Source organism: Mucilaginibacter sp. 3215 (genome assembly GCF_050433785.1).
Lineage (GTDB): Bacteria > Bacteroidota > Bacteroidia > Sphingobacteriales > Sphingobacteriaceae > Mucilaginibacter.
In genome coordinates this window covers 97,223-123,712 of the sequence record NZ_JBNPWO010000005.1, presented here as the reverse complement: position 1 = coordinate 123,712, position 26,490 = coordinate 97,223, and the positions used below count along the sequence as shown (strand labels likewise).

22 protein-coding genes are annotated in these 26,490 nt (G+C 44.9%); 12 read left to right on the top strand and 10 right to left on the bottom strand.

From position 1 onward, the window contains the following. Positions 1 to 35 precede the first annotated feature (35 nt). Entirely contained in the window at positions 36 to 698 is a 663-nt protein-coding gene (locus tag ABIC84_RS11265; protein ID WP_426583360.1) for a 3-keto-disaccharide hydrolase, read from the bottom strand. 959 nt (positions 699 to 1,657) lie between these two features. Between ABIC84_RS11265 and ABIC84_RS11260 the strand changes: the two genes are divergently transcribed. Both ABIC84_RS11260 and hisS read left to right on the top strand, forming a co-directional pair. Further along, positions 1,658 to 2,689 carry a hypothetical protein gene (locus ABIC84_RS11260; protein ID WP_426583358.1) on the top strand — a complete coding sequence of 344 codons (1,032 nt, stop codon included), beginning with the start codon at positions 1,658 to 1,660 and terminating at the stop codon, positions 2,687 to 2,689. Positions 2,690 to 2,958: 269 nt separating this feature from the next. Continuing rightward, positions 2,959 to 4,500, top strand: a complete 1,542-nt coding sequence (gene hisS / locus ABIC84_RS11255) for a histidine--tRNA ligase (protein WP_426583356.1) — start codon at positions 2,959 to 2,961, stop codon at positions 4,498 to 4,500. Between the two features lie 743 nt (positions 4,501 to 5,243). On the opposite strand, the gene ABIC84_RS11250 is transcribed toward hisS, so the two are convergent. From ABIC84_RS11250 to ABIC84_RS11220, 7 genes are all read right to left on the bottom strand, one after another. After that, entirely contained in the window at positions 5,244 to 6,242 is a 999-nt protein-coding gene (locus ABIC84_RS11250; protein WP_429263620.1) for a YihY/virulence factor BrkB family protein, read from the bottom strand. A 110-nt stretch (positions 6,243 to 6,352) separates the two neighbouring features. Then, positions 6,353 to 7,036: a M15 family metallopeptidase gene (locus tag ABIC84_RS11245; RefSeq protein WP_429263619.1), complete on the bottom strand. Its 684-nt coding sequence runs from the start codon at positions 7,034 to 7,036 to the stop codon at positions 6,353 to 6,355. Positions 7,037 to 7,045: 9 nt separating this feature from the next. Then, positions 7,046 to 8,272 carry an alanine dehydrogenase gene (locus tag ABIC84_RS11240; protein WP_090532635.1) on the bottom strand — a complete coding sequence of 409 codons (1,227 nt, stop codon included), beginning with the start codon at positions 8,270 to 8,272 and terminating at the stop codon, positions 7,046 to 7,048. Positions 8,273 to 8,325: 53 nt separating this feature from the next. Further along, positions 8,326 to 8,742, bottom strand: a complete 417-nt coding sequence (gene tsaE / locus ABIC84_RS11235; protein WP_090532637.1) for a tRNA (adenosine(37)-N6)-threonylcarbamoyltransferase complex ATPase subunit type 1 TsaE — start codon at positions 8,740 to 8,742, stop codon at positions 8,326 to 8,328. 147 nt (positions 8,743 to 8,889) lie between these two features. Beyond that, complete coding sequence (locus ABIC84_RS11230) at positions 8,890 to 9,867, bottom strand: alpha/beta fold hydrolase (protein ID WP_429263618.1); 978 nt, start codon at positions 9,865 to 9,867, stop codon at positions 8,890 to 8,892. Between the two features lie 199 nt (positions 9,868 to 10,066). After that, the gene (locus tag ABIC84_RS11225) at positions 10,067 to 12,388 is read right to left on the bottom strand and encodes a TonB-dependent receptor (protein ID WP_429263617.1); all 2,322 of its coding nucleotides are present in this window, start codon (positions 12,386 to 12,388) and stop codon (positions 10,067 to 10,069) included. A gap of 73 nt (positions 12,389 to 12,461) precedes the next feature. Continuing rightward, positions 12,462 to 12,785: a hypothetical protein gene (locus ABIC84_RS11220; RefSeq protein ID WP_413321069.1), complete on the bottom strand. Its 324-nt coding sequence runs from the start codon at positions 12,783 to 12,785 to the stop codon at positions 12,462 to 12,464. A 211-nt stretch (positions 12,786 to 12,996) separates the two neighbouring features. On the opposite strand from ABIC84_RS11220, the gene ABIC84_RS11215 reads away from it, so the two are divergent. The 3 genes from ABIC84_RS11215 (at position 12,997) to ABIC84_RS11205 (ending at position 15,260) form a co-directional block, all read left to right on the top strand. Next, the gene (locus ABIC84_RS11215; protein ID WP_090532643.1) at positions 12,997 to 13,347 is read left to right on the top strand and encodes a hypothetical protein; all 351 of its coding nucleotides are present in this window, start codon (positions 12,997 to 12,999) and stop codon (positions 13,345 to 13,347) included. 248 nt (positions 13,348 to 13,595) lie between these two features. Continuing rightward, positions 13,596 to 14,306: a peptidylprolyl isomerase gene (locus ABIC84_RS11210; RefSeq protein WP_429263616.1), complete on the top strand. Its 711-nt coding sequence runs from the start codon at positions 13,596 to 13,598 to the stop codon at positions 14,304 to 14,306. A 186-nt stretch (positions 14,307 to 14,492) separates the two neighbouring features. After that, positions 14,493 to 15,260: an exodeoxyribonuclease III gene (locus ABIC84_RS11205; RefSeq protein ID WP_429263615.1), complete on the top strand. Its 768-nt coding sequence runs from the start codon at positions 14,493 to 14,495 to the stop codon at positions 15,258 to 15,260. Positions 15,261 to 15,340: 80 nt separating this feature from the next. On the opposite strand, the gene ABIC84_RS11200 is transcribed toward ABIC84_RS11205, so the two are convergent. Continuing rightward, positions 15,341 to 16,894 (bottom strand): bifunctional response regulator/alkaline phosphatase family protein, encoded by a 1,554-nt coding sequence (locus ABIC84_RS11200; RefSeq protein ID WP_176626215.1) that lies wholly within the window; start codon positions 16,892 to 16,894, stop codon positions 15,341 to 15,343. 262 nt (positions 16,895 to 17,156) lie between these two features. Between ABIC84_RS11200 and ABIC84_RS11195 the strand changes: the two genes are divergently transcribed. The 6 genes from ABIC84_RS11195 to efp all read left to right on the top strand — a co-directional run bounded on the left by ABIC84_RS11195 (position 17,157) and on the right by efp (position 23,657). Beyond that, the gene (locus ABIC84_RS11195) at positions 17,157 to 18,389 is read left to right on the top strand and encodes an HD domain-containing protein (protein WP_426583337.1); all 1,233 of its coding nucleotides are present in this window, start codon (positions 17,157 to 17,159) and stop codon (positions 18,387 to 18,389) included. A gap of 447 nt (positions 18,390 to 18,836) precedes the next feature. After that, complete coding sequence (lpxD, locus tag ABIC84_RS11190; protein WP_429263614.1) at positions 18,837 to 19,886, top strand: UDP-3-O-(3-hydroxymyristoyl)glucosamine N-acyltransferase; 1,050 nt, start codon at positions 18,837 to 18,839, stop codon at positions 19,884 to 19,886. Positions 19,887 to 19,907: 21 nt separating this feature from the next. Next, positions 19,908 to 21,314, top strand: a complete 1,407-nt coding sequence (locus ABIC84_RS11185; RefSeq protein WP_429263613.1) for a bifunctional UDP-3-O-[3-hydroxymyristoyl] N-acetylglucosamine deacetylase/3-hydroxyacyl-ACP dehydratase — start codon at positions 19,908 to 19,910, stop codon at positions 21,312 to 21,314. Further along, positions 21,311 to 22,096 (top strand): acyl-ACP--UDP-N-acetylglucosamine O-acyltransferase, encoded by a 786-nt coding sequence (gene lpxA / locus ABIC84_RS11180; RefSeq protein ID WP_090532656.1) that lies wholly within the window; start codon positions 21,311 to 21,313, stop codon positions 22,094 to 22,096. The genes ABIC84_RS11185 and lpxA overlap by 4 nt, the downstream gene beginning before the upstream one ends. Positions 22,097 to 22,246: 150 nt before the next feature. Beyond that, complete coding sequence (locus ABIC84_RS11175) at positions 22,247 to 22,867, top strand: ABC transporter ATP-binding protein (protein ID WP_426583332.1); 621 nt, start codon at positions 22,247 to 22,249, stop codon at positions 22,865 to 22,867. Positions 22,868 to 23,093: 226 nt separating this feature from the next. Then, positions 23,094 to 23,657, top strand: coding sequence for an elongation factor P (gene efp / locus ABIC84_RS11170; RefSeq protein ID WP_090532660.1), 564 nt, complete (start codon positions 23,094 to 23,096; stop codon positions 23,655 to 23,657). A 122-nt stretch (positions 23,658 to 23,779) separates the two neighbouring features. On the opposite strand, the gene ABIC84_RS11165 is transcribed toward efp, so the two are convergent. After that, positions 23,780 to 25,105 carry a D-alanyl-D-alanine carboxypeptidase/D-alanyl-D-alanine-endopeptidase gene (locus tag ABIC84_RS11165; protein WP_426583329.1) on the bottom strand — a complete coding sequence of 442 codons (1,326 nt, stop codon included), beginning with the start codon at positions 25,103 to 25,105 and terminating at the stop codon, positions 23,780 to 23,782. Positions 25,106 to 25,164: 59 nt separating this feature from the next. Between ABIC84_RS11165 and ABIC84_RS11160 the strand changes: the two genes are divergently transcribed. Next, positions 25,165 to 26,415: an aspartyl protease family protein gene (locus tag ABIC84_RS11160; RefSeq protein WP_354485218.1), complete on the top strand. Its 1,251-nt coding sequence runs from the start codon at positions 25,165 to 25,167 to the stop codon at positions 26,413 to 26,415. The last annotated feature ends 75 nt before the right edge of the window (positions 26,416 to 26,490 follow it).

Genomic DNA, 26,490 nt, shown 5'->3' with positions numbered 1-26,490 from the left:
AGGCCACTATATAAGCATCCTGTTCATAAAAAATATTAAAGCTCTTTCAGTTTAATGTTACGGTAGCTAACCAGGTGACCGTGATCCTGCAAAGCAATATGGCCTTTAGGATATTGGGCAAAACCTTTCCAGTTTTTAAACTTGCTATCAGCTAATACTTTGTTCCATTCGTCGCTGCCCATTTTTACATCAACAATTTGGGTGCCGTTAAGCCAGAAAGTAAGCTGACCATCTTTTTTACGCAGCTTCACTTTATTCCATTCGCCGGCCGGCTTGCATACATCTTTTGAAGGGGCAATCATATCATACAATGAGCCGGCAAGGTGGTTGGCTTTTTTGTTGTCGCTCGCATCTTTATTATCAAGCACCTGCATTTCCATGCCAGTTAAGTAAGTTGCGCCAAATTGAGGGTCTTCATGCACCCCGAAAATGATACCGCTGTTACCCTCTTTGCTGATGTTCCACTCTAAGGTAAGTTCGTAGTTTTCGTACTCGCCATCGGTAACCAGATCGCCATGACCTTCTGCTGCCTGCGGATCGAGTTGCAAAGCACCGTCAACAACCTTCCAGCCCACAACGTCCTTTTTTAAGTAGGTGTGCCAGCCATTGGTGGTTTTCCCATCGAACAGTTTGGTTTGTGCCGATACCGACAGGCAAAAAGCCGGGATGGCCATAAGGCCAAGCATGATTTTTTTCATAAAATTATAGTTGTTTTTATAGTATCAGAACCGCCATTAAAATAGCGTTGGTTGGTTGCGGCGGCTCCTGTTGGTTTCATTGTTTTGCTTTGTACAAGGTATCTGACTTAAAAAGTATAAAACTGTTTAAGGGCATATTTTGATAAAACGTTTTAATTGCAAATTAAGTGAACATTTTTTTAGGTCGGGTTAAATATATCGGCTTTTTTTTAATGCTAAAACGATTATCGCAAAAATAAAGTATAAGCCTGCGAAAACCGAGGTAAAACCTTGGTTACAATGGACAATTTACGGTAGATGGAGACCACGGAAAGGGTACCTGATTGTAACAAATGAGGTGTCCCAATTTTTTGATTCCCCACAAAAAAGCGAAAAACCATCGGCCGGTATTTTTTTAAAAACAGTAATGTTCCATTTTTTGAGAGTGAAACAGCGGAACGCCTTTTTTATGAAACACATTGATAATCAGCCACCACAAAACAACACTAAACAACACTAAACAACTGATTATCAGTGAGTAAAACCTGAAGAAGTGGCTTTAAGTGTTTCATATGCGGGCCTTAAAAACCCTATTTAATTTAGCTGTTTTTCATAGATTTTAAAGGTTTTTGGGATTAAACGGAAAGAATAGGGCCGCGTACTGACAAAATTCCGTCACCATAATTCCGGGTGGAAATGTGTTGTTTTGCCCCAGGGGCAAAATAAGCCTGGGCTTAACAAACGCTATACCCGCGCCGGCTTGAGGCCGGTTGAGAAACAGCCAACAAGTGCACATAATTTCCGGTTAATGTCACAAGATGCCGATTACCGATACATTTACTTAATGCTGACATATGCCCAATTGCAAAAAAACTTATAATAGGTAATATTGCGCCATTGTGGTTAACCGTATTTTAACACATAGGATTAATCATAAATAACTATAACCCAAGCATTATCGGTAATTAACACTTACTACATTGATCAATTTTTATTTTATAAAACCTGGTTTCAAGAAATCTGGTTTAACGTTTGCATTAAAAGCAATTTGCATACTTTTTATTTTTATTACTGTTGACAATTTCACAACGGCTGCGAATACCCGCACAGCTACCCCGGCCGATACACTGGCCGACAGCGCACTGATGAAAAAGCGGCTGATTAACCAGGCATTTGATTACATTTACGAGCAAAACCTGCGGGTATCAGAAGGAGGAAACGATTACTTTAACAAAATAAAAACCCAGCTTACTGCCGATCTGGCACCGAACTTTGTTTTATTCAGCACGCCAAAGTCGCGGTTCTTTTTCGTCTTTACTCCACGGGTGAAGATCCGCCTGCTGGCCTCACATGGCGCACCGGTAAAATCGCCAAGCTTTATGCCGGGCGGTACGGTGTATTTCAGGGTGAACGAGGACACTTACAATCCAAAGTTCTTTTCGTTCGGTTACTCACATCATTCCAACGGCGTACGCGGACCATCACTTAATCCCGACGGCAGCTTTAACCGCGATAGCGGCAAGTTCACCACCAACTTTTATACTTTAACTTATTACAGCGGCAAACGCTTTGATAAAAAAGACCTGATCATCAACCGCTATGACAACCTGGGTTTAGAGGTCCACGCCGGTTTGTTTAACCTTGGCTTGTCCGAAGGCTTGAAAGATCATTATGGCTTTATCCGCATTAATGGTAGTCGTATGTACAACTTCGCCAAAGCCTATACCGACCCTATTGACAAGAACAAAAAAGTATACCAAAACTGGCAGCGCATCCGGTTCGACTTTACCTATATTGTAGATAAGTACGATAATTACTCAACTTTTGATTTTAAGAAGCGTTTAAACGTCAGCCTGAAATACTATTACCAGTTTCCGTTTATGCCTGATGCTGCCCTTATGGTTGGCGGAGGTTACCGCGGGCAGGATGATTATAACCAGTTTTTCGAAGACAGCTACGGTTATGTTACCATTGGCTTTGCAACAAGCCTGAGTTTTCATACACATAAGTAAAAAAACTACGCCGGCGCTCGGCTCCAGCCGGGTGGCAACTATTTCCAGGCCTCTGGCCTGTATAACGGGGCTTCGGCGGCCAGAGGCCGTTTGATAGTCAACACCCGGCAAGAGCCGGGCGTTAGCAAAGGGGAAAAGAGAAGCGGTTTCGCAGGCGAAACCGCTTCTCTTTTTTTATCGCTGCCGCAAGCCTCCCGGCTTGTGGCCCGCATGCTTAGTAACAGACACGACAATCCATCGCATAACCCTCTTTTTTGTACATTTGCCGCATGGCATCCATTAAACCATCCGTACCCAAGGGCACCCGCGATTTTTCACCTGCCGAAATGGTGAAACGCAATTATATTTTCGATACTATTAAATCCGTTTTCCGCAAATATGGCTATCAGCAGATAGAAACACCCACCATGGAAAACTCATCAACCTTAATGGGGAAATATGGCGAAGAAGGGGATAGACTGATATTTAAAGTATTAGACAGCGGAGAATATCTTGAAAAAACATTAACATATAAAAAGCTATTAGATCTTTCAGGTCAAACACTCCATCAAAGACAACTTCAGGACAAAGTTCTTGCATCGATGGATTCAAAAACAAATTCGGATACGCTTAATTCAACAATATTAGCAGCGCAAGGAAAGCAAAGTGAGATTGAAAGCCAACTGATTTATTTTATAAATGAGTCCTTAACGTCAAAGAGAATAACTTCAGAAATCTCCGAAAAAGCCCTACGCTATGACCTTACCGTGCCTTTTGCCCGTTACGTAGTTCAACACCAAAACGAGATCACTTTTCCATTCAAACGTTTCCAGGTGCAGCCGGTTTGGCGTGCCGACAGGCCCCAACGTGGCCGTTACCGTGAGTTTTACCAATGCGATGCCGATGTGGTAGGCTCTGATTCACTACTGAACGAAGCCGAGTTTATCATGATCTATGATGAAGCTTTAACCCAACTTGGCCTTAAAGACTTCAGCATTAAAATCAATAATAGAAAAATACTATCAGGAATTGCGCAAGTTATAGACAAAGCTGATAACATCATTGATTTAACTGTAGCCATTGACAAACTGGACAAGATCGGCCTCGATGGCGTGATTAAAGAACTGCTTGAAAAAGGTTTTACCGATGCCGATATCGACAAACTAAAACCTGTTATCCTGTTGGAAGGCAACAACACCGAAAAGCTGGCAAACCTTCGGGAAGCATTAGCCCAATCAGAGATCGGCTTAAAAGGCTGCGACGAAATAGAAACCGTTTTCGGCTATATAGAACGCTGCCCGCTTCAAACCGCTAAGCTTGAATTGGACATCACCCTTGCGCGCGGCTTAAACTATTATACCGGCGCCATCTTCGAGGTGAAAACCAACGAAGTAAATATGGGCAGCATTGGCGGCGGCGGACGTTATGACGACCTTACCGGCATGTTCGATAGCAAACAACGCCTTACCGGTGCCGGCATCTCCTTCGGGGCCGACAGGATCTATGACGTACTGGAAGAACTAAACCTTTTCCCGGCCGGCAGCAATCAAACCACGCAGGTACTTATATGCAATTTCGATAAAGAAGGCGAACTTTATAGTTTACCTCTATTACAGCAGCTCCGCCGCCATAATATCAACACCGAACTCTATCCGGCAGGTGCGAAAATCAAAAAGCAGATGGAGTACGCTAACAACAAAAACATCCCTTATGTGGTAGTTATCGGCGACGATGAAATGCAAACCGGGTTATTGACATTTAAAGACATGGCAAGCGGGGTTCAGGAGAAATTGACGGCGGATGAGATCGTAGCAAAACTGAACCGGGATTAAACGGTTTTTCTTGGATTGACAGAATTTGATTTGTACGCGTCTTATTTTCATTTCCCTTTATAGTTCAGAACAAATAACAAAGCCGGGGAAGACTAACGAAGTTTTTAAAACTTCGTTAGTCTGGATTCTACAACACCTCATGTCAGCTCAATCGAAGTGTCGTACGCAGAGGCCTACCCACCATGCTTCGAGAACCTACCCATGACATAATAAATAAAGAATGTTCCCGTCAGCAGGTAAGCTTCGGGTGAAAGCGGACAGAACAATGGTGGCCTTGAGCGCAGGAAGGGGCATAGCAAGTTTTTGCAGAAGCATTGGGAAAGCGCGAGCGTAGCGGGGCAAAATATTGCAGCCGCGGTTCTGCCCGTTTTGCAGGGCAAAGGCCGGCGGGGCTGTGGAGTGGGTGAGCGCAAAGAAGCCTATCTGCTGACTTGACTTTTTGGATACTTTTGTGTCAAGACAAAAGTATCTGGCCCCGCGCGGCCAAGAGCGCGACGATGCAAGTTCGATACCACTAAGCACCTTGTCTGGCTGTAAGAGATTGCTGTATAACTCAGCAATGACGTGGAGGAGATGTCATTGCTCCTTCAGAATCCAACGGATTTAAATCATTCAGCATGACCCCCCTTTTTCTCCTCGTGTGGCGACGCGCCACCCTGAGTTTACCGAAGAGTCGTGCGCAGAGGCCTGGCCGCCATGCTTCGATAAGCTCAGCATAACACCTGTTTTGTCCCTAATGTTTCCTATCCTTTTTTCTCTCCCTCATTCTTTTTCAAATGCCCTTCAAGCTGCGGGTTTTGAGGTGGAAGGGTTTTTACGCGGTGTTCAACCTCGGTTTGCTGAACATGAACGGCGTAATCTGCGGGCTCGATATGGCTCCCGCTGGCCTCGGCAAATACCTGGGTAAACTCGGCACCAATGTACAATATGGCCGATGTATAATAGATCCAAACCAATATCACAATAATAGAACCCGCCGCGCCATAGGCCGACCCTTGCGCTGTATATTGGATATAAAGGCTGATGAGGTATTGACCTATCATAAACAGGATAGCTGTAAATACCGCGCCGCTGCGCACATCCCGCCATTTGATTTTAACATCGGGCAAAAACTTAAATATGATGCCAAACAAGGTAGTGATCACCACCAGGGTAATGCCCAGGTTTAGCGCCTGAACAAATACTTTCGTAAAAGAATCGATACCGGGAAAAAAATGCTGGATCTGATCCTTCAGGGCACTTATGACCAGGTTGATAATAAGCGATGCCAACAACAGGAAGCCCAGGCTGATGATAAGCGAAAAGGACACAAACCGATTTTTCAGCAATTGCATCCAGCCGCTTTTAGGCTTGGCTTTAACCCTCCAGATTATATTAAGCGAATCCTGGATCTCGATAAAAATACTGCTCGCGCCCAATAAAAGCGTAACCCCGCCAATAATAACCGCTATGCCCGATTTCCCCGACAGCGCAAGGTGCTTTAAGGCATCCTGAATTTGTGCTGCCGGCGTTTTGCCAACATAACGAACAATTTCGGGGTACAACCGCTCCGTTGCGGCATCCCGTCCAAAAACCAGGCCGGCTACCGATATTACAATAATTAATAACGGGGCAATTGAAAAAACGGTGTAATAAGCCAGCGAGGCGCTTAATTTTAAGCCATTATCTTTTGAAAAGCCCGTGAACGATGCCAGCAGAACCTTCCATAGTTGTTTAAAGTATGCTTTGCTTAAAAATTTCATGCCTGTTTTTTGTAGATTAACCCTGCTTATGTACGGTTAAGCAATATTAATGCCTTTTGTATGGTTTTGTAATAAAAGTTGTAAGTTTTGAAACAGGGCTGCCTAACGTATTATAAACTCTGAACGGGAATATCCAGCAACTCATACCCGGCCCAGCCTATAAAATCATAATGCCACCATTCGGTTGACAGCACTTTAAAGCCGTATTTGGCCATTACTGTTTTCAGCAGCCCGCGGTTTGTAATTTGCTGCTGCGGTAAATCCATATAGTTTGCCCCGGCCTTACGGCTAAAGCTATCAAAGCCGGTTGGCATATCCAGTTCTTTGCCGGTTTTAATATTGATAAGGGAAAGGTCAATAGCGCAGCCACGGTTATGCTTCGAGCCTTTGCGTGGATCGGCTACAAAATTGGTATCGGGGGCCATTTCATAAAAATTAACGGTGACCGAATAGGGCCGATAGGCATCATAAATTTTAATACCGAGGCCCTGCATTTTTAATTCGGCTTCAACCTGCTGAAGCGCTTTTACAACCGGGAGCCTTGCATAAGCTTTGGCCCTTGTATATATGCGGCGATGCATGAAATTGTTGGTTGTAGCATACCGCAGATCTAAGATAATTTCAGGGATATATTTCTTTATTTCAACCAGCTGTTTATCCGGGTTTGCTTTAACCTGTAGTTTATAGCGGGCAATACCATAAATTTTTGTACTGTCGATATATTTATAATGCTGCGCATTAACGCGCAAAGCACACGCTACAAATATCAGCAATATCAAATACCGGCAATTCATATTACCTGTTTACCTGTGCGATACGATCAGCAAATCGAGGTCTTTGCAGGGGATCGAGAAACGCTCGCCAATGTGTTTATTGGTAAGCTGGCCCTGGTAAATATAAACCGCGTTACGCACCCCCGATTTTTGCCAGATGAGGTTTTTGATGCCGCCCATATCGCCAATATCAAGCAGTATCGGTGCAAAAATATTGGTGAGCGCATAGGTAGCGGTACGGGCCACACGCGATGCGATGTTAGGCACACAATAATGAATTACATCATATTTGCGAAAAACGGGGTGGGTATGATTGGTAACTTCGGATGTTTCAAAACAGCCGCCCTGGTCAATACTTACATCAATGATCACCGAGTCGCGTTTCATGCGGCTAACGGTAGCTTCAGAAATAATGCAGGGGCTGCGGCCATCTTCGGCACGGAGCGCGCCTATGGCCACATCGCAGGTGGTGATGGCTTTTTCTAATACAATAGGCTGTACCACCGATGTGAAAACGCGGTTGCCGATATTGTTTTGCAGGCGGCGGAGTTTGTATATAGACGGATCGAATACCTTAACCTCGGCACCCAATGATATGGCGGTGCGTGCCGCGTATTCACCCACGGTTCCGGCACCCAGAATCACGATTTCGGTTGGCGGAACGCCGGTTATGCCGCCCAGCATCAGGCCTTTGCCTTCAAAAACATTGCTTAAATATTCGGCTGCTATAAGTATGGAGGTAGCGCCCACAATTTCGCTCATGGCCCTTACCACCGTAAGGGTATTGCCCTCATCGCGCAAATGCTCAAAACTTAGCGCGGTGATCTTTTTGGCCATCAGCGCCTGAATGCTTTCGGCCTTGAGCGTAGCGATTTGCAGGGTAGAGATCAGGAGCTGCCCGGGCTTCATCAGCTCAATTTCATGAGTGGTAGGAGGGGCTATTTTGATAATGATATCGGCCTCGTAAACCTTTTTAGTATCATATACTATCTGGGCGCCCTGCTCACTGTAATCCTTATCCGAAAAATTGGCAGCCTGCCCGGCATTACTCTCCAGCATCACCTCGTGGCCGTTATTAACCAGCAGCGCTACCGACAGCGGGGTCAACGGCACGCGGTTTTCCTGGAAGGAAACCTCTTTGGGAATGCCGATGTATAGCTTGTTCTTTTTGCTTTTTACCTCCAGCAACGACTCCTGGGGCTGCAACATTGCTTGCTTGGCAATATCCGAAAACCCGCTATATATCCCTGAACTCATGATGTGTTTTTTTTAAGGCTGTTGAAGATAAGAAAAAACGATGTATGATAAAACTAAATATTTTCCATGCTGATGCTGCGCGAGGTGCTGTCCAAAACCCGGATCCGGATGTTGGTGTAACGGTTGGGAAGCAAGTCTGGAATTTTTTCGGGCCACTCAATAAAGCAGTAGGCATCGCTGTAAAAATATTCCTCATAGCCCATATCCAATGCTTCTGTTTGATTTTTAAGACGATAGAAATCAAAATGAAAGATCCTGCTGTCGCGGCCGGTGTATTCGTTTACAATTGAAAACGTAGGACTGGTTGCCTGTTCTGTTACGCCGAGCTCTTCGCATAAAGCTTTGATGAGCGTTGTTTTGCCCGCCCCCATTTCGCCATAAAAAAGAAAAATTTTATTCCCCGCCGAGTTGGCCAGGATGGCTTCGGCAGCCTGCGGTAATTGAGATGTTGAATTTACAGATAGTTGCACGTGTTATAAATTTAAGTACGTCATTGCGAGGAACGAAGCAATCGCGAACAATACAGAGCGGACCTGTAAGTAGGGGATTGCTTCGTTCCTCGCAATGACGTTTTTATGCTTAGTGGCACTGATTCAAAAATACTCAAAATCCCTAAATTATAAATTAGCCGTCAGGGCTTTAAAAAAGGCCTCCTTAACCTCAATATGCGGAATATGCCCGCAATTATCAAACTCGATGAGCTTGCAGCCGGGGATTTTTCGGGCCGTTTCGGGCCCTAATATTTTATACTGCCCATGTTTGGCTTTTTCTTCGTCGCTAAGCAAGGCCTTGCCTACTATGGTTTTATCCTCTTTGCCTGTAAACAACACGGTAGGCACTTTAATGAGCCCAAACTCGTAACAAACCGGTTGCTCGTAAATCATTTCAAAAGTGAGCGCGGCTACTTTGGCATAGCGGGGAAAATCGGAACTTTTGCTTACGCCGGCGCCAATCGCAACCAAATAATCGTATTCGGGTTTCCAGGTGGTGAAGTAAGATGTTTGATAATACTTCTTAACACTCTCGTAGCTGGTTTTCAATTCGGTTTTGTAATCGTCCTCGGCACTTGCATAGGGAACAAATGTGCGGTAATCTTCCAGGCCGATCGGATCTTCAAGCAGCAATTTTTCAACCCTGCCGGGATACATGAGCGTAAACCGGGTGGCCAGCATCCCGCCCATGGAGTGGCCCATTAAAGTAACCTTTTGAGCCCCTAAACTATCCAGCAGGTTTTTGTTAAACCTTGCCAGCTGATGAAAGCTATAATGAATAAACGCTTTTGATGATTTGCCAAAGCCAATCTGGTCTGGTACAATCACCCGGTAGCCTTTATCGGTTAACACCCGGATCACATCTGCCCAATAATAGCCGCCAAAATTTTTACCGTGAAAAAGCATTACCGTTTTGCCGTTAGGAGCAGCCGGTTTTATATCCATATAGGCCATGCGCAGATCCTGCCCTTCAACTTTTATGGGCATAAAATTTACCGGATACGGGTATTTTACATTTTCGAGCGTAATAGAAAGCGTATCGGTTTGGGCATTTGCCGCGATGATCGTGGATATCAGGAGTAAAAGCATTAGTATTTTACGCATACAGAAAAATACAGAAGACAGAACTAAATGTTTGCCCCCCGGCCTGCCAAAGGGCGAGTTTGACCTGGTGATGACCAGGAAGGCGCAAGCAATCCCAACATAGGCAGCCGCACAATACATGCACCAGTCAGGCGAGGGGCAGGAAAATAAAAAAGTCCCGCCGGATGGCAGGACTTTTTATCTGAGGCATCATTAATGATTAATTGATGGACAATGGCAAATAAATACCGAAGGTAATATTGCGCCCCATGTTATAAATACCAAATTCCGGATCTTCCGAGCTTATCCGGCCGGGCTTGAGGCGGCTAAGCGCATCGTAGTACTTGATGTTGGCCAGGTTATTCCCCGACACATATAGTTTAACAGGCTGTTTGCCAAAGTTAACCGTTGTGCCCAGGCCTGCATTTAACAGCGTGTAGCCTTTGGTGCCGGTTTCAAAGGCGGAATCATAACGATACTGGTTAAAGAAGTTATCAATCCCTACCGAAATGTATGATTGTTTCAACCCTTTAATAGTTGGCTCAAAACGCAGCGTGTTTTTCAGCGTACCGGCGGGGATGAACGCCAGCGGCCTGTCGAGCGTGTTGTTACGGGCATAAGTGTAGCCAAAGGTATTTTCAAAATGGATGAAGCTTAACGGGTGCAGGGTAAAGTTACCTTCAACACCATACAGGTTAGCATTAACCTGGTTGTAACGGTACACATCAAACTGGCTCAGGCTGCCGCTTTCGTTTTCGGCCTGTGCTACATCCCCCTGTTTGTGCGATGCATAAATATAGTTGTGGATGTAGTTTTCATAGATCCCTAAACTGGCACTTACAATTTTGTCGTCGTATTGCAGGGTAGCGTCAACCTGGTAACTTCTTTCGGGCGCCAGGTTAGGATTGCCTATTTCATAGCGGAAAGTACCTTCATGTACACCGTTGGAGCCAAGTTCGGCCGGGTTTGGCGCACGGAAAGCCGAGCCGGCGTTGGCCTTGAAATTCAAATTGTCATTAAACTCATGCGTATAACCCAACGCTCCGCTTATGTTCGAAAATTTGTTGGTAAAAGGGGTAAATTTGGTTTCGCCATCCTCAACCAGGCCTTTGCCCTTGTTTTTACGATAATCATACCTGATACCGGCATTAAAGGTGTTTTTATCCCAGGTTTTTTTGATGTATGCGAAAGCGCCCACGCCATAAGTATCATAAGCAGGGATCAAAAACTCCGAGCCTTTGTTTAAACTATGGCCGATGTCCGAACTCGCGCCAAAAACAGGCTGCCATCCATTTGTTTCGGTAACATAATATTTTACATCGCCCGAGTACGTATTCAGATCAAAGAACAGGGAAGGATCCGGTCCGTCGAGCTCGCGGCGCTGGTTTTTCTGGTAGCCGAGGTTCACTTTCAGGTTGCCCCCTTCGGTAATGAAGTTGTTATCCCAGTTTATTTTATAATGGCGGATATCCTGTTTAGGGTATTCAAGCGTACGGCTTTTATATTCATCCTGCGTAAATGGTGTGCCATCGTCATGCAAAAAGTTGAGGCCATTAGCAGGCTCCGGATCGTAAAAACCGATATTGTTTTTAAAGTAGCTAAGGTTGATGTGCGAGTAACCCCATGATTTGTTAAGACCGATCATACCGCTCAGATCGGTTTCATTAAAACCGGAGTTAGGGAAATAGTAGTCTGGCGTTTTAAAGGAGTATGCATTTTTGTAGCTGCCGCGGGCACGCCATACCAGTCCGTTTTCGTTACCGGTAAGCATCAGTGAAGTTCCGGTTAAGCCGTTGTTGGTGGAGTAGTTGGTTAAAAACTCACCTTTGATCTGCCCGTCGGGCGGGGTAAGTGGCTCAAGCAGGTTAATAACACCGCCCAACGCGTCCGATCCGTATAGCAGTGAAGCTGCCCCGCGAAGCACCTCTACTCTGTCCGAGCTGTATTGATCAATCTCGATACCATGCTCATCGCCCCATTGCTGCCCTTGTTGTTTAACCCCATCGCTCAAAGTAACTACACGATTATAGCTTAAGCCACGGATAACCGGTTTGGAAATAGAGGGGCCGGTAGTGATCTGCGACATGCCCGGCACCTGGTGTGCAAGCGCATCGATAAGGTTGGTTGACTGTCTTAACAAGCCATCGCGCCCCACAGCTGATACTGATGTGCTGTTCTGTTTATTATTAGCGCTGATAGCCGTACCGGTAATAACCACTTCGTGGGTTTCGATAATGCTCGACTGCAATTCAAAAATCAGCGGGGTGCCGGCCGAAAGATCTACTATTTTGGTAAGGGATTTATACCCCACATATTCTATCGAGAACAGGAACCTGCCCCTATTGGGTAATGATTTAAAAGAAAACTCGCCATTAGGATCGGTTATGGCAGATATTTTCAATTCGGGGATAGTGATCACAGCACCCGGTAACGTTTGTTTTGATTGCGCGTCGACCACACGGCCTTTAACAATAATAACATCTGCAAATGCAGAAACCTGCACCAACAGCAATATAATGAAGCTTATAAGCTTTAATTTCATGATAAAAGATTAAGAAAATCAATAAATACCGTTATAATCAACGGCTATGTTTTGAAGAAAGCGTAAGGTAACCTTAAGCAATAACCGGAGGGGCGCGGCCGGCGGCAAGGATAAGCGCAAGGCTTACAAAATTGTAATCGCCGGGTTTAAAAAAATGATCAGAAGTTACAAGAGGGATAAAAAATGAACTGTTGCTAACGGCCACAGCATCGGTATGGTGCATGGCATCGCACAGCAAACATTTTTCTTTAACAGTTTGCTGACCAACGGCCATATGGCTGTGTTTGGTAATTCCCTTGATCAGGGCGTGCTGGTGCGAATAAACCATATATTGCCCGGCCGCAAAGCAAACAAGCAGCAGCCACGCAAATACAATATGTAAGCGTTTTTTTTTCACAGTCAACATCCCTTTAACGGAATACGGCAAAAATAAGTATTAAAACGAGAATATTAATGCAACATTGTAACAATAATGATAGCCTGGTCATTGTTTCATTTGGTCATTAAGTCATTTTTTGCTCATCTGTTGTCAACCAGTGTGTATGTTATGCGATTAACCAATGACCTAATGACGCAATGACCCAATGAATAATCTATCTTTGCCAAATATGACACCTGCCGAGATCAATAAAAAATGGGATGCGCTTCAGCAGCGGATAGCTGAGGATTTTGATAACGAAAAGCCCGATATAAAGGTGATGCTTTTTTTGATCGGGGTACAGGAGCTGGGCCAGGGGCCGCGTAAGTTCAGCAAGCGCCAAAAGGAAGAGCTGATGCATATTGCCACCTGTCGCTTAATGAGCATGATGGGCTTTTACGAGCTGGAAGGCCTTGACCAGGATGGCTGGCCGCATTGGAAACGCGTAAAAGTAATCCCGAACTATACCCTGCTTGAACAGGAAATGATGATGAAATCGCTCATTGTAAATTACTTTGAGGAGATGGAGGGGGCTGAGTAGTGAGTGGTTTATTGGGTTGATAACAGGGCTTTATAATTCCCCTCTTGAGAGGGGGCGCGGAGGGAAGAGCGATAGCAGGGGTGTGTTTCTGCGATTGGCTTATCAAAGCATAAACACACCCCTCCGCCCCTCTCAAGAGGGGAATCGCACATTTCCCAGCTTTTTACCCCTTAAATTGATCCCGGGAAGGGAATTAGAACATTCGGAACAATTAATCTATCTTCATCAATAAAAACAATCAACGGTCTATGAAGAAACTTTTTACCTTAAGCATTCTTTTATTAACCCTTACAGCCGCGTTTGCCGGGCCGCCTAAAAATCAGTACGTGCGGATCCATACGGTTTATGGCGATTGTATCCTTCGCCTGTATAATGAAACGCCTTTGCACCGCGATAACTTTATCAAACTAACCAAAAAGGGATTCTTTAATGGCACGCTGTTTCATCGCGTGATCCAGAATTTCATGATCCAGGGTGGCGACCCGGATTCAAAAGATCCGGTAAAAGCAAAACCCGGCGCCGAGCTGGGCAATGGCGATGTGGGTTATACCCTCCCCGCCGAATTTCGCGACAGCTTGTTTCATAAACGCGGCGTACTTGCTGCCGCCCGTGATGATAATCCCCAAAAAGAGTCGAGCGGCTGCCAGTTTTATATCGTGGAAGGCAAACGCTTTACCGACGGCAAACTGGATACATTGGAAAACACCCGGCTTAAAGGCCGCAAAATCCCGGCATGGCAGCGCGAATGGTATAAATCTGTCGGCGGCTCGCCTCACCTTGATCAAAACTATACCGTTTTTGGCGAGGTTGTTTCGGGGATTGATATGGTCGACAGGATTGCTGCTGTAAAAAAAGATGGTAATGATCGCCCCAATGTCGATGTGCCTATGACCGTTGAGTTGCTAAGCAAAAAAGAATGTAAGCAGCTGGATGCCATTCTTTTTCCGGAGAAGAAATAAACCAAACTGCCGCGGGTTTAGCGATAGCATAACCTGTGGTTGGCACAATGTAAGCTTTCAGCTTACACAAATTCAGCTGAAAGCTGAAACCATGGTACACCACGGGTTAAAAACCCGCGGCAGAAGGAATGACAATTTTGTTGTAGTTTAGTAATTAAATCCGAAATCGAACATCCGAAATCCCAAATGAAAATACTTACATATAATGTTAACGGTATCCGTTCGGCAATAAACAAGGGTTGGCTTGCCTGGCTGCAGGCTACCGATGCAGATGTAGTTTGTTTGCAGGAAATTAAAGCAACGCCCGATGTGCTCACCGACCTTGGTTTGGTTGACCAGATGGGTTATCAGCATTACTGGTTCCCGGCAGAAAAGAAGGGCTATAGCGGCACAGCCATTTTTACTAAAATTTTGCCCAACCATATTGAATACGGCTGCGGCATTCCTGATTTTGACCGTGAGGGGCGCTGCATCCGGGTTGACTTTGATGAGGTTTCGGTGATGAGCGTTTATTTCCCATCGGGCTCAAGCGGTGATGACCGGCAGGTTTTTAAATACCGTTTTTTAGATGAGTTTGGCAAGTACCTTACCCTGCTTAAAGTGGAGCACCCTAACCTGGTGGTTTGCGGCGACTATAACATTTGTCACCGCCCTATTGATATTCACAACCCAAAATCAAACGCCAACTCATCGGGCTTTTTACCGGAGGAGCGTGAATGGATGGAGAACTTTATTGAAGGCGGATTTATAGATACCCTCCGCCACCTGAACAAAGAACCGCATAACTACACCTGGTGGAGTTTCCGTGCCGGATCACGCGGTAAAAACTTAGGCTGGCGTATCGATTACGCCATGGCCAGTACCCCGCTTGAAGATAAGATCCGCCGTGCGGCGATATTGCCGGAGGCTAAACACTCCGATCATTGCCCGGTGCTGCTGGAATTGGAGTTTTAACCCCTCTAAATCTCCCCTGAAGGGGAGATTTTAATAAAGTTTTTTAGCCCTCTCCTTTGGAGAGGGGGTGGGTGAGGTCTCTACTTAGGCCCGTAGGTAACCACCGGCACTATCATTTCTTCTAACGAGATCCCTCCATGCTGGAAAGTTTCATTATAGAAATTCACAAAGTGGTTGTAGTTGTTCGGGTACACGAAATAGCTGTCTTCCTTGGCAAAAACAAAGCTTGAGCTGATGTGCAGTCTCGGCAGCATGGCATCATGCGGATTACGGATATGAAAAACCTCCTTAGCATTATAGTTCAGGTTTTTGCCTTGTTTATAACGCAGGTTAGTGTTAGTGTTCCTGTCACCCACAATTTTGCTTGGATTTTTTACCCGGATGGTACCATGATCGGTAGTAATGATAACGCGTACCTGTTTTTGAGCCAGGTATTTCAACAGGTCATACAAGGGCGAGTGTTCAAACCACGACAGGGTTAATGAGCGGTAAGCGGCATCGTCACTTGCCAGCTCGCGGATCATCTGCATATCTGTACGGGCGTGCGAAAGCATATCCACAAAGTTGTATACCACTACATTAAGCTCGTTATTCATGAGGTTATTCACCGACTCGTTCAGCGCCCGGCCTTCGTCAATATTCAGGATCTTGTGGTAAGAGTGTTTGCAGTCTTTTCGCAACACGCGCTTCAGGTGATCGGCTAAAAAGTCTGCTTCGTACAAGTTCTTGCCGCCTTCGTCCTCGTCGTTTTGCCACATAGATGGATAGCGGCGTTCCATATCCAAAGGCATCAGGCCCGAAAAAATGGAGTTACGGGCATATTGCGTAGCTGTTGGCAGGATACTATAATAAGTGTCCTCTTCCTCCAGCCTGAAATATTCGGAAATAATAGGGTTAATGATCTTAAACTGATCATAACGCAGGTTATCTATCAAAATAAAAAACAGCGGGCCTTTACCATCCAGCTTTGGGAATACCTTCTTTTTAAATAACTGGGGCGATGAAGTTGGCGCCAAATCCGGGTTTTTGATCCAGTTAAGGTAGTTGCGCTCCACAAACTTGCAAAACTGCATGTTTGCTTCGGCTTTTTGCAGTGTCAGGATCTCGTGCATGCCTGCGTCTTCCAGCTTTTCCAGCTCAAGCTCCCAGTAGATCAGTTTTTTGTAAACATCAACCCATTCCTGGTGGCTCAGGTTTTCGTTAAGCGTCATGCCCAGTGTACGGAAATCCATCTGGTAGGCCATGGTCGTTTTCTCGGTAACAAGGCGTTTGTTTTCGGTCAGTTTTTTTATAGTAAGCAGGATTTGCTTAGGGTGTACCGGCTTAATCAGGTAGTCGTCTATTTTTGAACCGATGGCATCTTCCATCAGGTACTCTTCCTCATTTTTGGTGATCAGCACAATGGGCACATCATTGTTGATGTTCTTGATCTGCTGCAGGGTTTCCAGGCCGGTAAGGCCGGGCATGTTCTCATCCAGGAAAACCAGGTCGAAATAATTGTTTTTAAAAGAGTCGACGGCGTCGTAGCCATTGGTAACAGTGGTTACTTTATAGCCCTTTTCGCCCAGGAAAAGTATATGTGGTCTTAGCAGGTCAATTTCGTCATCGGCCCATAAAATGGTGGTGTCTTGCATAGTATGTATATTAAATTTCTGAATCAGAATTTTCAGAATTTAAAAATTTTCAGAATAATCCGGTATAAGGTTAAATGCTTTTCAAATATCAATTTTTTACCATTAAATTCTGTGAATCCTAAAATTCTATGAATTCTGATTCAGACAGTAAACCCCAAATAGATGCTTTTGTTGTTATTCAGTAAAGGTATTAACAAAATTTAACAAACCTGTCGCGCTTATTTTACCTTTGTTTTACATTTTTGCACTTACATAAGCAGCATTGAATAAAAAGAAAATAATTAACGACCCGGTTTACGGTTTTATCAGTATCCCAACCGAACTGATCTTTGACCTCATATCCCATCCGTACTTTCAGCGGTTACGCTATATCAAGCAACTGGGCATGACGCACCTGGTTTATCCCGGCGCACTGCACACCCGTTTTCATCATGCTTTGGGCTCCATGTACCTGATGGATACCGCGCTTGAAACATTGCGAAGCAAAGGCCACCAGATCTCTGCCGAAGAGGAAGAAGCGGTTACCATTGCCATATTATTGCATGATATTGGCCACGGCCCATTTTCTCACGCTTTGGAAAATACCATTATTGATGGCATTGCCCATGAAGATATTTCATCAATGCTGATGAATAAGCTTAATGCCCGGTTTGAGGGTAAGCTTACCATGGCCATTGATATTTTTAATGATACCTATCCGCGTAAGTTTTTACATCAACTGGTATCCAGTCAGCTGGATATGGACAGGCTGGATTATCTTAACCGCGACAGTTTCTTCACCGGTGTATCCGAAGGGGTGATCAGTTCCGAGCGCATCATTAAGATGCTCAATGTTAAAGACGATCATGTGGTTGTTGACGAAAAAGGCATTTACTCGATAGAGAAATTTTTGATTGCCCGCCGTCTGATGTACTGGCAGGTTTACCTGCATAAAACAGTGATAGCGGGCGAGGAGGTGCTAACCAAGATTTTCAGGCGCGGCCGCGAACTGATTTCGCAGGGTAAGGAATTGTTTGCTACCCCGGCCCTGCTGCATTTTTTAAAGAACCGCATCAGCAGGGATGCTTTCATGAACGAGGACCATCACCTGGAAACTTTTGCATGTTTGGATGATACCGATATTATGGCATCGGTAAAAGTGTGGGCCTATCACCCCGACCTGGTACTTTCTCATCTTTGCAAAAACCTGGTACAACGCAGCCTTTTCAGGGTTGATATTACCAATGAATGCCCCGATGAAGCTTTTGTTGAAAGCCTTCGTCAAAAGGCGATGGAAAAGTATGGCATTAGTTATGAAGAAGCTGCGGCTTACTTTGTATTTACTACATCTATCCGTAATAACGCTTACAACCAAAACGATGGCAACATTGGTATATTGATGAAGAACGGCGAGGTGAAAGATATTGCTGCCGCCAGCGACAATTCAAACCTTGTGGCTTTGGCCAAGACGGTGAAAAAATATATCCTTTGTTATAACAAGGAGTTGTTGAATTAACAGGCGGTTTTCACTGTAGAGACGCATAATTGCGTCTCCCGCATGCAGGTTACTGCAGTTTGGGATTGGCAAAGCGATCTGTCCTAAAGGAGACGCAATTATGCGTCTCTACATAAAAAGGCATTATGGATAAATGCCGGAAATGTGCACTGGCCGCGTTAGGGATTGTAGTGGAAAGCCCACAGCGCGGGTTGGAATTAGGGGTTGGGCAAGCGAGGACTTGGAACGGAAAGCCCGGCCGCAGGCAACGCCCCTATTTAAAAAGAACGATAAAACAATAGCGTTGTACTTTGGATTTTAACAAATAGCAAAACGAAACCGATTATCCATCTGCGACAAATGAAGAAATGGTGAAAAATAAAACGCGTTGACAGTCAAAACTTTTTAACGCGTGTTCATAACTCATTAATAATTTGTTGCTTCAATTTTAACATTTAAATTTGCCCGATGCAATTTACCGCTCATGATATAAGTGTACTGCTCAATGGAACTGTAGAAGGCGATCCTTCAGCAACTGTTAGCCAGCTTGCGAAGATAGAGGAAGCCGGGGCCGGCAGCCTTTCTTTTTTGGCCAACCCCAAGTATGAGCAGTTTCTGTATACTACCAACGCCTCCATTGTTATTGTTAATAATGATCAGCAGTTAACGGAGCCCGTAAAAGCTACATTGATCAGGGTTGAGAACGCTTACAGCGCGTTCACTGTCCTGCTTGATAAGTACAACACCTTCAGGCTGGATAAAAAAGGAATTGAACAGCCTAGCTTTATCCATCCCACAGCACAGGTGGGAGCGGGCGTTTATATCGGCGCGTTTGCCTATATCGGCCAAAATGTAAGCATCGGCGATAATTGTAAGATCTATCCAAACGTTAATATTGGCGATAATGTAACCCTTGGCAATAATGTAACGCTGTTTGCAGGGGCTACGGTTTACTTTGATTGCGTTATCGGCAACAATGTGATAGTGCATTCAGGAGCGGTTATCGGCAGCGATGGTTTCGGCTTTGCCCCTAACCCCGACGGCACTTACACTAAAATTGCGCAGATTGGTAACGTGATATTGGAGGATGATGTTGAAGTGGGGTCAAATACTACTATCGACAGGGCAACCATGGGTTCGACCATAGTGCGTAAAGGGGCTAAAATTGATAACCTGATCCAGATTGCCCACAATGTTGAAATTGGGGCACACACTGTAATTGCAGCGCAATCGGGTATCTCGGGCAGTACCAAAATTGGCGAAAAGGTTGTTATTGGCGGCCAGGTAGGTTTTGCCGGTCATCTTAATATAGCTAACGGATCGCAGTTTTCGGCCCAGACCGGTATAAACCGCTCTATTACAGAAGAAGGTAAGGTATGGGGTGGCTCTCCAAATATGCCATATAAAGATTACCTTCGTGCCCACGCGAAGCTGCGAATGCTACCCGAGCTTGACCGCAAGGTGTACGAGCTTGAAAAATTAATTGAAGAACTACGTAAAGGCAAGGTAAGCGAATAGCCTTAGCCTGTAAATTTAAATATGAACGTTAAACAAAGAACTATTAAAGCGCCGGTTTCGGTATCAGGAACAGGCTTACACACCGGACAAAGCGTTACAATGACCTTTAATCCCGCCCCTGAAAACCACGGTTATAAATTCAGGAGGATTGATATTCCCGGTGCGCCAATTATTGATGCCGATGTTGATAACGTGAGTGATACCTCGCGCGGAACATCTATAAGCCAGAACGGCGCTACAGTAAATACTGTTGAGCACGTGCTGGCCGCTTTGGTTGGGCTTGAAGTTGATAATCTGCTGATTGATCTTGATGGCCCCGAAACTCCCATTATGGATGGCAGCTCGATCCAGTTTGTTGACGTAATAACCGAAATCGGGCTGGTTGAACAGGATGCCGACCGCGAATATTACCATATTCCATACAATATTCATTACTCTGAACCTGAGCGAAAGGTTGAAATGGTTGCCATGCCTTTGGATGATTACCGTTTTACCTGTATGGTTGACTATAACTCGCAGGTGCTGGGCAGCCAGCATGCCAGTATCTCAACCATTGGCGAGTTTAAAAAAGAAATTGCTTCATGCCGTACCTTTTGCTTTTTGCATGAGTTGGAAATGCTTTTAAAGCATGACCTCATCAAAGGTGGCGATTTGAACAACGCTATTGTTGTTGTTGATAAAGATGTTGACCAGGAAGAACTTAACCACCTTGCCAAGCTGTTTAACCGCAAGGATATCAGCGTTGCGCCACAGGGTATTTTAAATAATATTGAGCTAAGGCACCAGAACGAACCTGCCCGTCACAAATTGCTGGATATGATTGGCGATTTGGCATTGGTAGGCGTGCCGTTGAAAGGCCATATCATGGCTGCAAGGCCTGGCCACGCAGCTAACGTTGCCTTCGCTAAAAAGATCAAAGCTTTAATCAAAAAGGAAAAAAGCCGCAAACAGGTAAAAACTTACGATCTGAATGCCAAGCCGCTTTTTGACACCGTTGATATCATGGGCATGCTGCCTCACCGTCAGCCATTCCTGATGATTGACAAGATCCTGGAGCTTACTAAAAGCCACGTTGTAGGGTGCAAAAACGTAACCATTAACGAGGAGTTTTTTAAAGGCCATTTCCCCGGCGCGCCAATCTTCCCCGGTGTATTACAAATTGAGGGTATGGTGCAAACAGGAGGGATCCTGGTTTTAAACACGGTTCCCGATCCGCAAAACTACCTTACCCTGTTCCTGAAAATCGAGAACGCCCGCTTTAAAAGTAAGGTAGTTCCCGGCGATACCATTATTTATATTTGCGACCTGATTGCCCCCATCCGCCGCGGCATAGCTACCATGAAAGGTATAGGCATGGTGGGCGACCGTGTTGTTGTTGAGGCCGAACTGATGGCTCAAATTGTAAAAGTAAAAGAATCTGAAGCATGATCCAGCCATTAGCATACATCCATCCACAGGCCAAAATTGCCGATAACGTGGTAATTGAACCATTCGTTACCATCCATAAGGATGTTGAAATTGGCGAAGGTACCTGGATCGGCTCCAACTCCGTAATTATGGATGGCGCCCGCATAGGTAAAAATTGCCGGATCTTTCCCGGCGCGGTTGTATCCGCCCCGCCGCAGGATTTAAAATATAAAGGCGAGCAAAGCACCGTAACCATTGGCGACAACACCACTATACGTGAGTGTGTTACCCTTAACCGTGGTACAGCCCTTGATAAAAATACCACCACCATTGGCAGCAACTGCCTGCTGATGGCTTATGTACACGTAGCGCATGATTGTGTTATCGGCGATAACGTAATTGTTGCCAACGCGGTGCAGCTGGCCGGTCACATTACAGTTTATGATTACGCTTTCATCGGCGGCTCATCTGCCGTGCACCAGTTTGTTGAAATCGGCGCGCATAGCATGATCTCGGGCGGTTCATTGGTACGTAAAGACGTTCCCCCGTTTACCAAGGCCGGTCGCGAACCGCTATCATATGTAGGTATCAACTCTGTAGGCTTGCGCCGCAGGGGATTTTCGGCTGCTACAATAGCCGAAATCCAGGAGATCTACCGGATCATATTCCTCAAAAAATATAACGTAACCAAAGCACTTGATATCATCGAGGCCGAGTTTACCCCAAGCGTGGAACGCGATGAGATCATCAACTTCCTCCAAAACTCACAACGCGGTATCATGAAAGGGTTTGGGAATACCTAAATGGTTGATGGGTTATAGTTCATGGTTCATAGCCGGACATCCGGCCGTTTTGCAAATCACTATGAACTATAACCCATAAGACCAGTATCAGCCATTAGCCAAAACAGGTTCTTTGGCTATGAACTATGAACCATCAACCATAAGCTCCCTATGATCATCACCCTCCAAAACATCGGCCGCCGCTTTAACCGCGACTGGATTTTCAGGGGAGTGGATTATACCTTTACTTCTGGCGAGTCATATGCTATCCTTGGCCCCAACGGTTCCGGGAAATCAACCTTACTGCAGGTTTTAAACGGGAGCCTTTCGCCTTCTACAGGTAAAATTGAATTTGCTAACGAAGGTAAGCCGGTTGAAATAGGCACCGTTTTTACTCATTTAAGCCTGGCTGCTCCCTATCTTGAGCTGATAGAAGAGTTTACCATGAGCGAGATGATCGATTTTCATTTCAAATTCAAAAGCTTTAAACCGGGTATAGATAAAGAAACGGTTATCGCGCTGCTCAACCTGCCTAAAAGTGCCAACAAGCTTATTAAATACTTTTCGTCGGGGATGAAACAGCGCCTTAAGCTTGCCCTTGCTTTTTGTGCCGATACCCACATGCTTATGCTGGATGAGCCAACTTCCAACCTGGATACCCAGGGCGTTGACTGGTACTTAAACCTCGTTCAGCAATTCGCCGCAGGCCGCCTTACCATCGTATGCTCCAACCAGGAACATGAGTACGGCTTCTGTAATCACAGGTTGAGTATTGTGGATTATAAGGTGTAGTGAGTGGTTGATTGCGTGAGTGGAGAATGGTTGAATAGTTAAATATTCAATGCTCATCGAAAATTTAATACCCTTTTACCAAGAGTAAACGATTCACCTAATCAACTCTATCAACCACTCACCAGCAAAGAAACCACTCACCTAATCAGCCCAATCAACCATTCACCAACATAACTACTTGTTTCTTTGCGCTTAAGTAACTAAGTTTGCGCCTCAATATTATTTTATGGCTAAGGCATCAGATGTTAAAAATGGAAATGTACTTCGCTTCAACGGCGAATTAGTTCAGGTTGAGGAGTTTTTACACCGTACCCCGGGCAACTTACGCGCGTTTTACCAGGCCCGTATGCGCAACGTTAAATCAGGTAAACTGGTTGAATACCGTTTCCGTACCGATGAAGAGGTTGACATAGCCCGCGTTGAAACCAATGATTATCAATACCTGTATGACGAAGGTGATTCATTAGTAGTAATGGACAACACCACATACGATCAGCATAACGTACCAAAGGCATTATTTGGCCCGGCAGTTAAATTTTTGAAAGAAGGCATGAACGTAATTGTTGCCTTCGAAAGCGATGAGCCCATCATGGGTTCTATCCCGGGTTCGGCCGAGTTGGAAATCACTTACACCGAGCCGGCCGTTAAAGGTGATACCTCAAGCGGTGCTTTGAAAAATGCCACCGTTGAAACCGGCGCGGAGATCCGTGTACCGTTGTTCATCAACATTGGCGATAAAGTTAAAGTTGATACCGCTACCGGCGCTTACGTTGAGCGTGTAAAAGGTTAATCCACCGGCCCTCAAAGGGCAGGAAACAGATATAAACCAGGAAGAGGTTTCGTTTTCACGAAACCTCTTCCTGGTTTTAGCCCCGCTCATTTCGTACTTGTTTCGGGATCCCAACAGAGAGATTAAAACTTATCATGTATGTACGTCATGATCCTGACCATCTCATCTCTTATTTCACGGGTTGGCCGGGTAAAATTATTGTTCATGAATGCAAAAGCCAGGCGTTTGCCTTTGCGGGTAACTATGTAGCCGCTTTGGTTATGATTGTTGCTTAACGATCCGGTTTTTGCCCAAACAAAAGGATGCCCGTTATCGGTTTTATAGGCGCTTTTAATTGTACCTGCTACGCCGCCTACCGGCATCATGCTATGTAACAGGTTTTCATCTTTCACCTCATCCTGAATTTTGAGTAGCAGGGCTACAAGGTCTCTGGGGGTAAACAAATTATACCGCGACAATCCCGAGCCATCAACCCATTGCGGCACATCGGGCAAGTCATTCAAAAAATGTGTTTTTGAGTAATTGATCACCGAATCGGTACTGAGGGTATTAAACTTTGCCGACGAGCACACCAGCAGCAATTGTTCGGCAATAAAATTATCGCTCGGCTGCAGCATCCGCCGGTAAACGGAATCGGCATTGGTGTTATAAATAACCCGCGCATCGGCAGCCATTGGTTCCTGCAATAAGGATACCTGCTTTTTAAGCGTATCCTGCAGCAGGGCCATGGTAAGCTGCAGGCTTGTTTTCCATGGGATTTCCTGTTTGTAGTTTTTGGGGATCTCCCCGGCAGGGTACACAAAATTATTGCTGATAAAATCGCGCTTAACTTTAAACTGAGCCGGGCGATAATTAATATCCGCGTTTAAAAACCGTTTTAGATATTGGGGCATTACCTGCATGTTACCGTCATTATCGGCATACAGCTGAGCAACATTATCCTCAATTGGCAGGGCGGTTATTTCGGCCTGGTAATAATCATTGTAATCGTCCCAGCCCCATCCTGCACCAAAAGGCTCACCGGTATAGTTGCCGGGCGAATAAAAAAGGTGTTTACTGCTGCTCTTCAAAAAGTTAAGCCCGTTTACCCCCTTCAAATCGCTGTGCAAAAAAGAAGGGTCGCCCGTACCCCAAAATATCAGCGAATCACCGCGGGTTTGATAACGCAATGCGGGGATAGAATCGCCAAGCATTTTCAAACAGGTATAAAAAGTAAAAAGCTTGGTATTGGATGCCGGTGTAAAGTATTTATCGGCATTTAATTCATATATCATTTTATGCTCGTCCAAATCATAAAGGGCGAACCCGGTAAAATGATCATTAACAATCTGCGAATGCTTAAACAGCTTTTTAACCTTTCGTTTTTTTATGGAACGGGCATAAACAATATCACAACAAAGGGATAAAACACAAACAATTAACAAAAATGAAATTGTTGACTTTCGCATAATAAAATAATTTTTTAACAAATAAATCTCGTAAATTTAATATACCAACTATAACCACTTTGTTACACAAGCTATATTATAAAATACGCCATCCGGGAGCATTGTGGCTGGCATTTGTGTTAACATTTTGCCTTATAACCACAGCCCGGGCCCAGTACTTTGATCTTGATGTACATAAAAAAAAGGTGAATATCCCGTTTAAGCTGGAACGAAACCTGATGATCATTCAACTTAAGATCAACCACAAAGGGCCCTTTAACTTTATATTGGATACCGGCGTAGGCCTCATGATCATAACCGATCCTAAATTAGTCGATTCTATCAGTATTCCTAATAAACGTACATTAAAAATCCCGGGGCTTGGCGAAGGGGAGGATTCTGAAGCTTATGTAACCTCAACCTTAGATGTTGCCATACCGGGGCTGGTTAGTTATGATGTTGCGGCTGCCATATTAAAAAAAGATCTTTTTAACCTTTCGGGTTACGCGGGCATGCCCATTCATGGCTTGCTGGGTTACGAGTTTTTTAACAACCTTGCCGTAAAGATCAGTTTCCAGGACAGCGTAGTTACCGTTTGCCGGCCTAAAGACCTTAAACCTTTCAGAAAAGCGAATAAGATCCCCATGTCTGTCGAAGACAGGAAAGCCTATGTGGATGCGCGGGTTATAATGCCAGGCATAGCACCTATTAAAACCAAGCTGGTTGTTGACCTTGGCGCAGGACACCCGGTATCAATTGAACGTTATATCAAAACCTATGGCCTCCCGCAAAAATTTATTGCTTCGGCCAACCTTGGCATCGGCCTAAACGGACCCATAAACGGCTTTATAAGCCGGATGGACGAATTTAGTTTAGGAAAATTCAGGATGAAAAGGGTAATAGCTTCATTTCCTGATGACAGCAATAACCAAACCAATCTGTCGGTGAAGCGCGATGGAAACCTCGGCGTCGGGATCTTAAAGCGATTTACCGTTATTCTTGATTATCCGGATAGTGCCATGTATTTAAAACCCGGTCCAACCTATAACGATCCGTTTGAGCATGACATGAGCGGCCTTGAGTATTATGCCGCGGGCGACCACCTCGACAGGATCGTTATCAGCCGCGTAGAACCGGGTTCGGCAGCCGATGAAATTGGCCTTGAACGCGACGACGAGATCGTATCGGTAAATTTTAAACCTGTTTCAAGAATGAACCTCCAGGATATTGATGAAATATTCAAATCAAAGGATGATAGAAGCCTGCTGCTTGAGGTGTACCATGACAAACGGGTTGATAAAGTTGTACTGACATTAAAACGCAGGATATAATTAATAATACCTGTAAAATTATTATTGATAAAACAATTTGTGGCTAAAAAAGCCCTGTTTTTTATATAAGTTTAC

What these genes read in the sequence shown, in the direction of transcription:
- ABIC84_RS11240 (WP_090532635.1), bottom strand. Translation starts at nt 8,272, where the DNA reads ATGAGTTCAGGGATATATAGCGGGTTTTCGGATATTGCCAAGCAAGCA.
- ABIC84_RS11210 (WP_429263616.1), top strand. Translation starts at nt 13,596, where the DNA reads ATGAAGAAACTTTTTACCTTAAGCATTCTTTTATTAACCCTTACAGCC.
- lpxA (WP_090532656.1), top strand. Translation starts at nt 21,311, where the DNA reads ATGATCCAGCCATTAGCATACATCCATCCACAGGCCAAAATTGCCGAT.
- ABIC84_RS11215 (WP_090532643.1), top strand. Translation starts at nt 12,997, where the DNA reads ATGACACCTGCCGAGATCAATAAAAAATGGGATGCGCTTCAGCAGCGG.
- ABIC84_RS11265 (WP_426583360.1), bottom strand. Translation starts at nt 698, where the DNA reads ATGAAAAAAATCATGCTTGGCCTTATGGCCATCCCGGCTTTTTGCCTG.
- ABIC84_RS11205 (WP_429263615.1), top strand. Translation starts at nt 14,493, where the DNA reads ATGAAAATACTTACATATAATGTTAACGGTATCCGTTCGGCAATAAAC.
- efp (WP_090532660.1), top strand. Translation starts at nt 23,094, where the DNA reads ATGGCTAAGGCATCAGATGTTAAAAATGGAAATGTACTTCGCTTCAAC.
- lpxD (WP_429263614.1), top strand. Translation starts at nt 18,837, where the DNA reads ATGCAATTTACCGCTCATGATATAAGTGTACTGCTCAATGGAACTGTA.
- ABIC84_RS11230 (WP_429263618.1), bottom strand. Translation starts at nt 9,867, where the DNA reads ATGCGTAAAATACTAATGCTTTTACTCCTGATATCCACGATCATCGCG.
- ABIC84_RS11200 (WP_176626215.1), bottom strand. Translation starts at nt 16,894, where the DNA reads ATGCAAGACACCACCATTTTATGGGCCGATGACGAAATTGACCTGCTA.
- ABIC84_RS11225 (WP_429263617.1), bottom strand. Translation starts at nt 12,388, where the DNA reads ATGAAATTAAAGCTTATAAGCTTCATTATATTGCTGTTGGTGCAGGTT.
- ABIC84_RS11245 (WP_429263619.1), bottom strand. Translation starts at nt 7,036, where the DNA reads ATGAATTGCCGGTATTTGATATTGCTGATATTTGTAGCGTGTGCTTTG.
- ABIC84_RS11165 (WP_426583329.1), bottom strand. Translation starts at nt 25,105, where the DNA reads ATGCGAAAGTCAACAATTTCATTTTTGTTAATTGTTTGTGTTTTATCC.
- hisS (WP_426583356.1), top strand. Translation starts at nt 2,959, where the DNA reads ATGGCATCCATTAAACCATCCGTACCCAAGGGCACCCGCGATTTTTCA.
- ABIC84_RS11185 (WP_429263613.1), top strand. Translation starts at nt 19,908, where the DNA reads ATGAACGTTAAACAAAGAACTATTAAAGCGCCGGTTTCGGTATCAGGA.
- ABIC84_RS11250 (WP_429263620.1), bottom strand. Translation starts at nt 6,242, where the DNA reads ATGAAATTTTTAAGCAAAGCATACTTTAAACAACTATGGAAGGTTCTG.
- ABIC84_RS11175 (WP_426583332.1), top strand. Translation starts at nt 22,247, where the DNA reads ATGATCATCACCCTCCAAAACATCGGCCGCCGCTTTAACCGCGACTGG.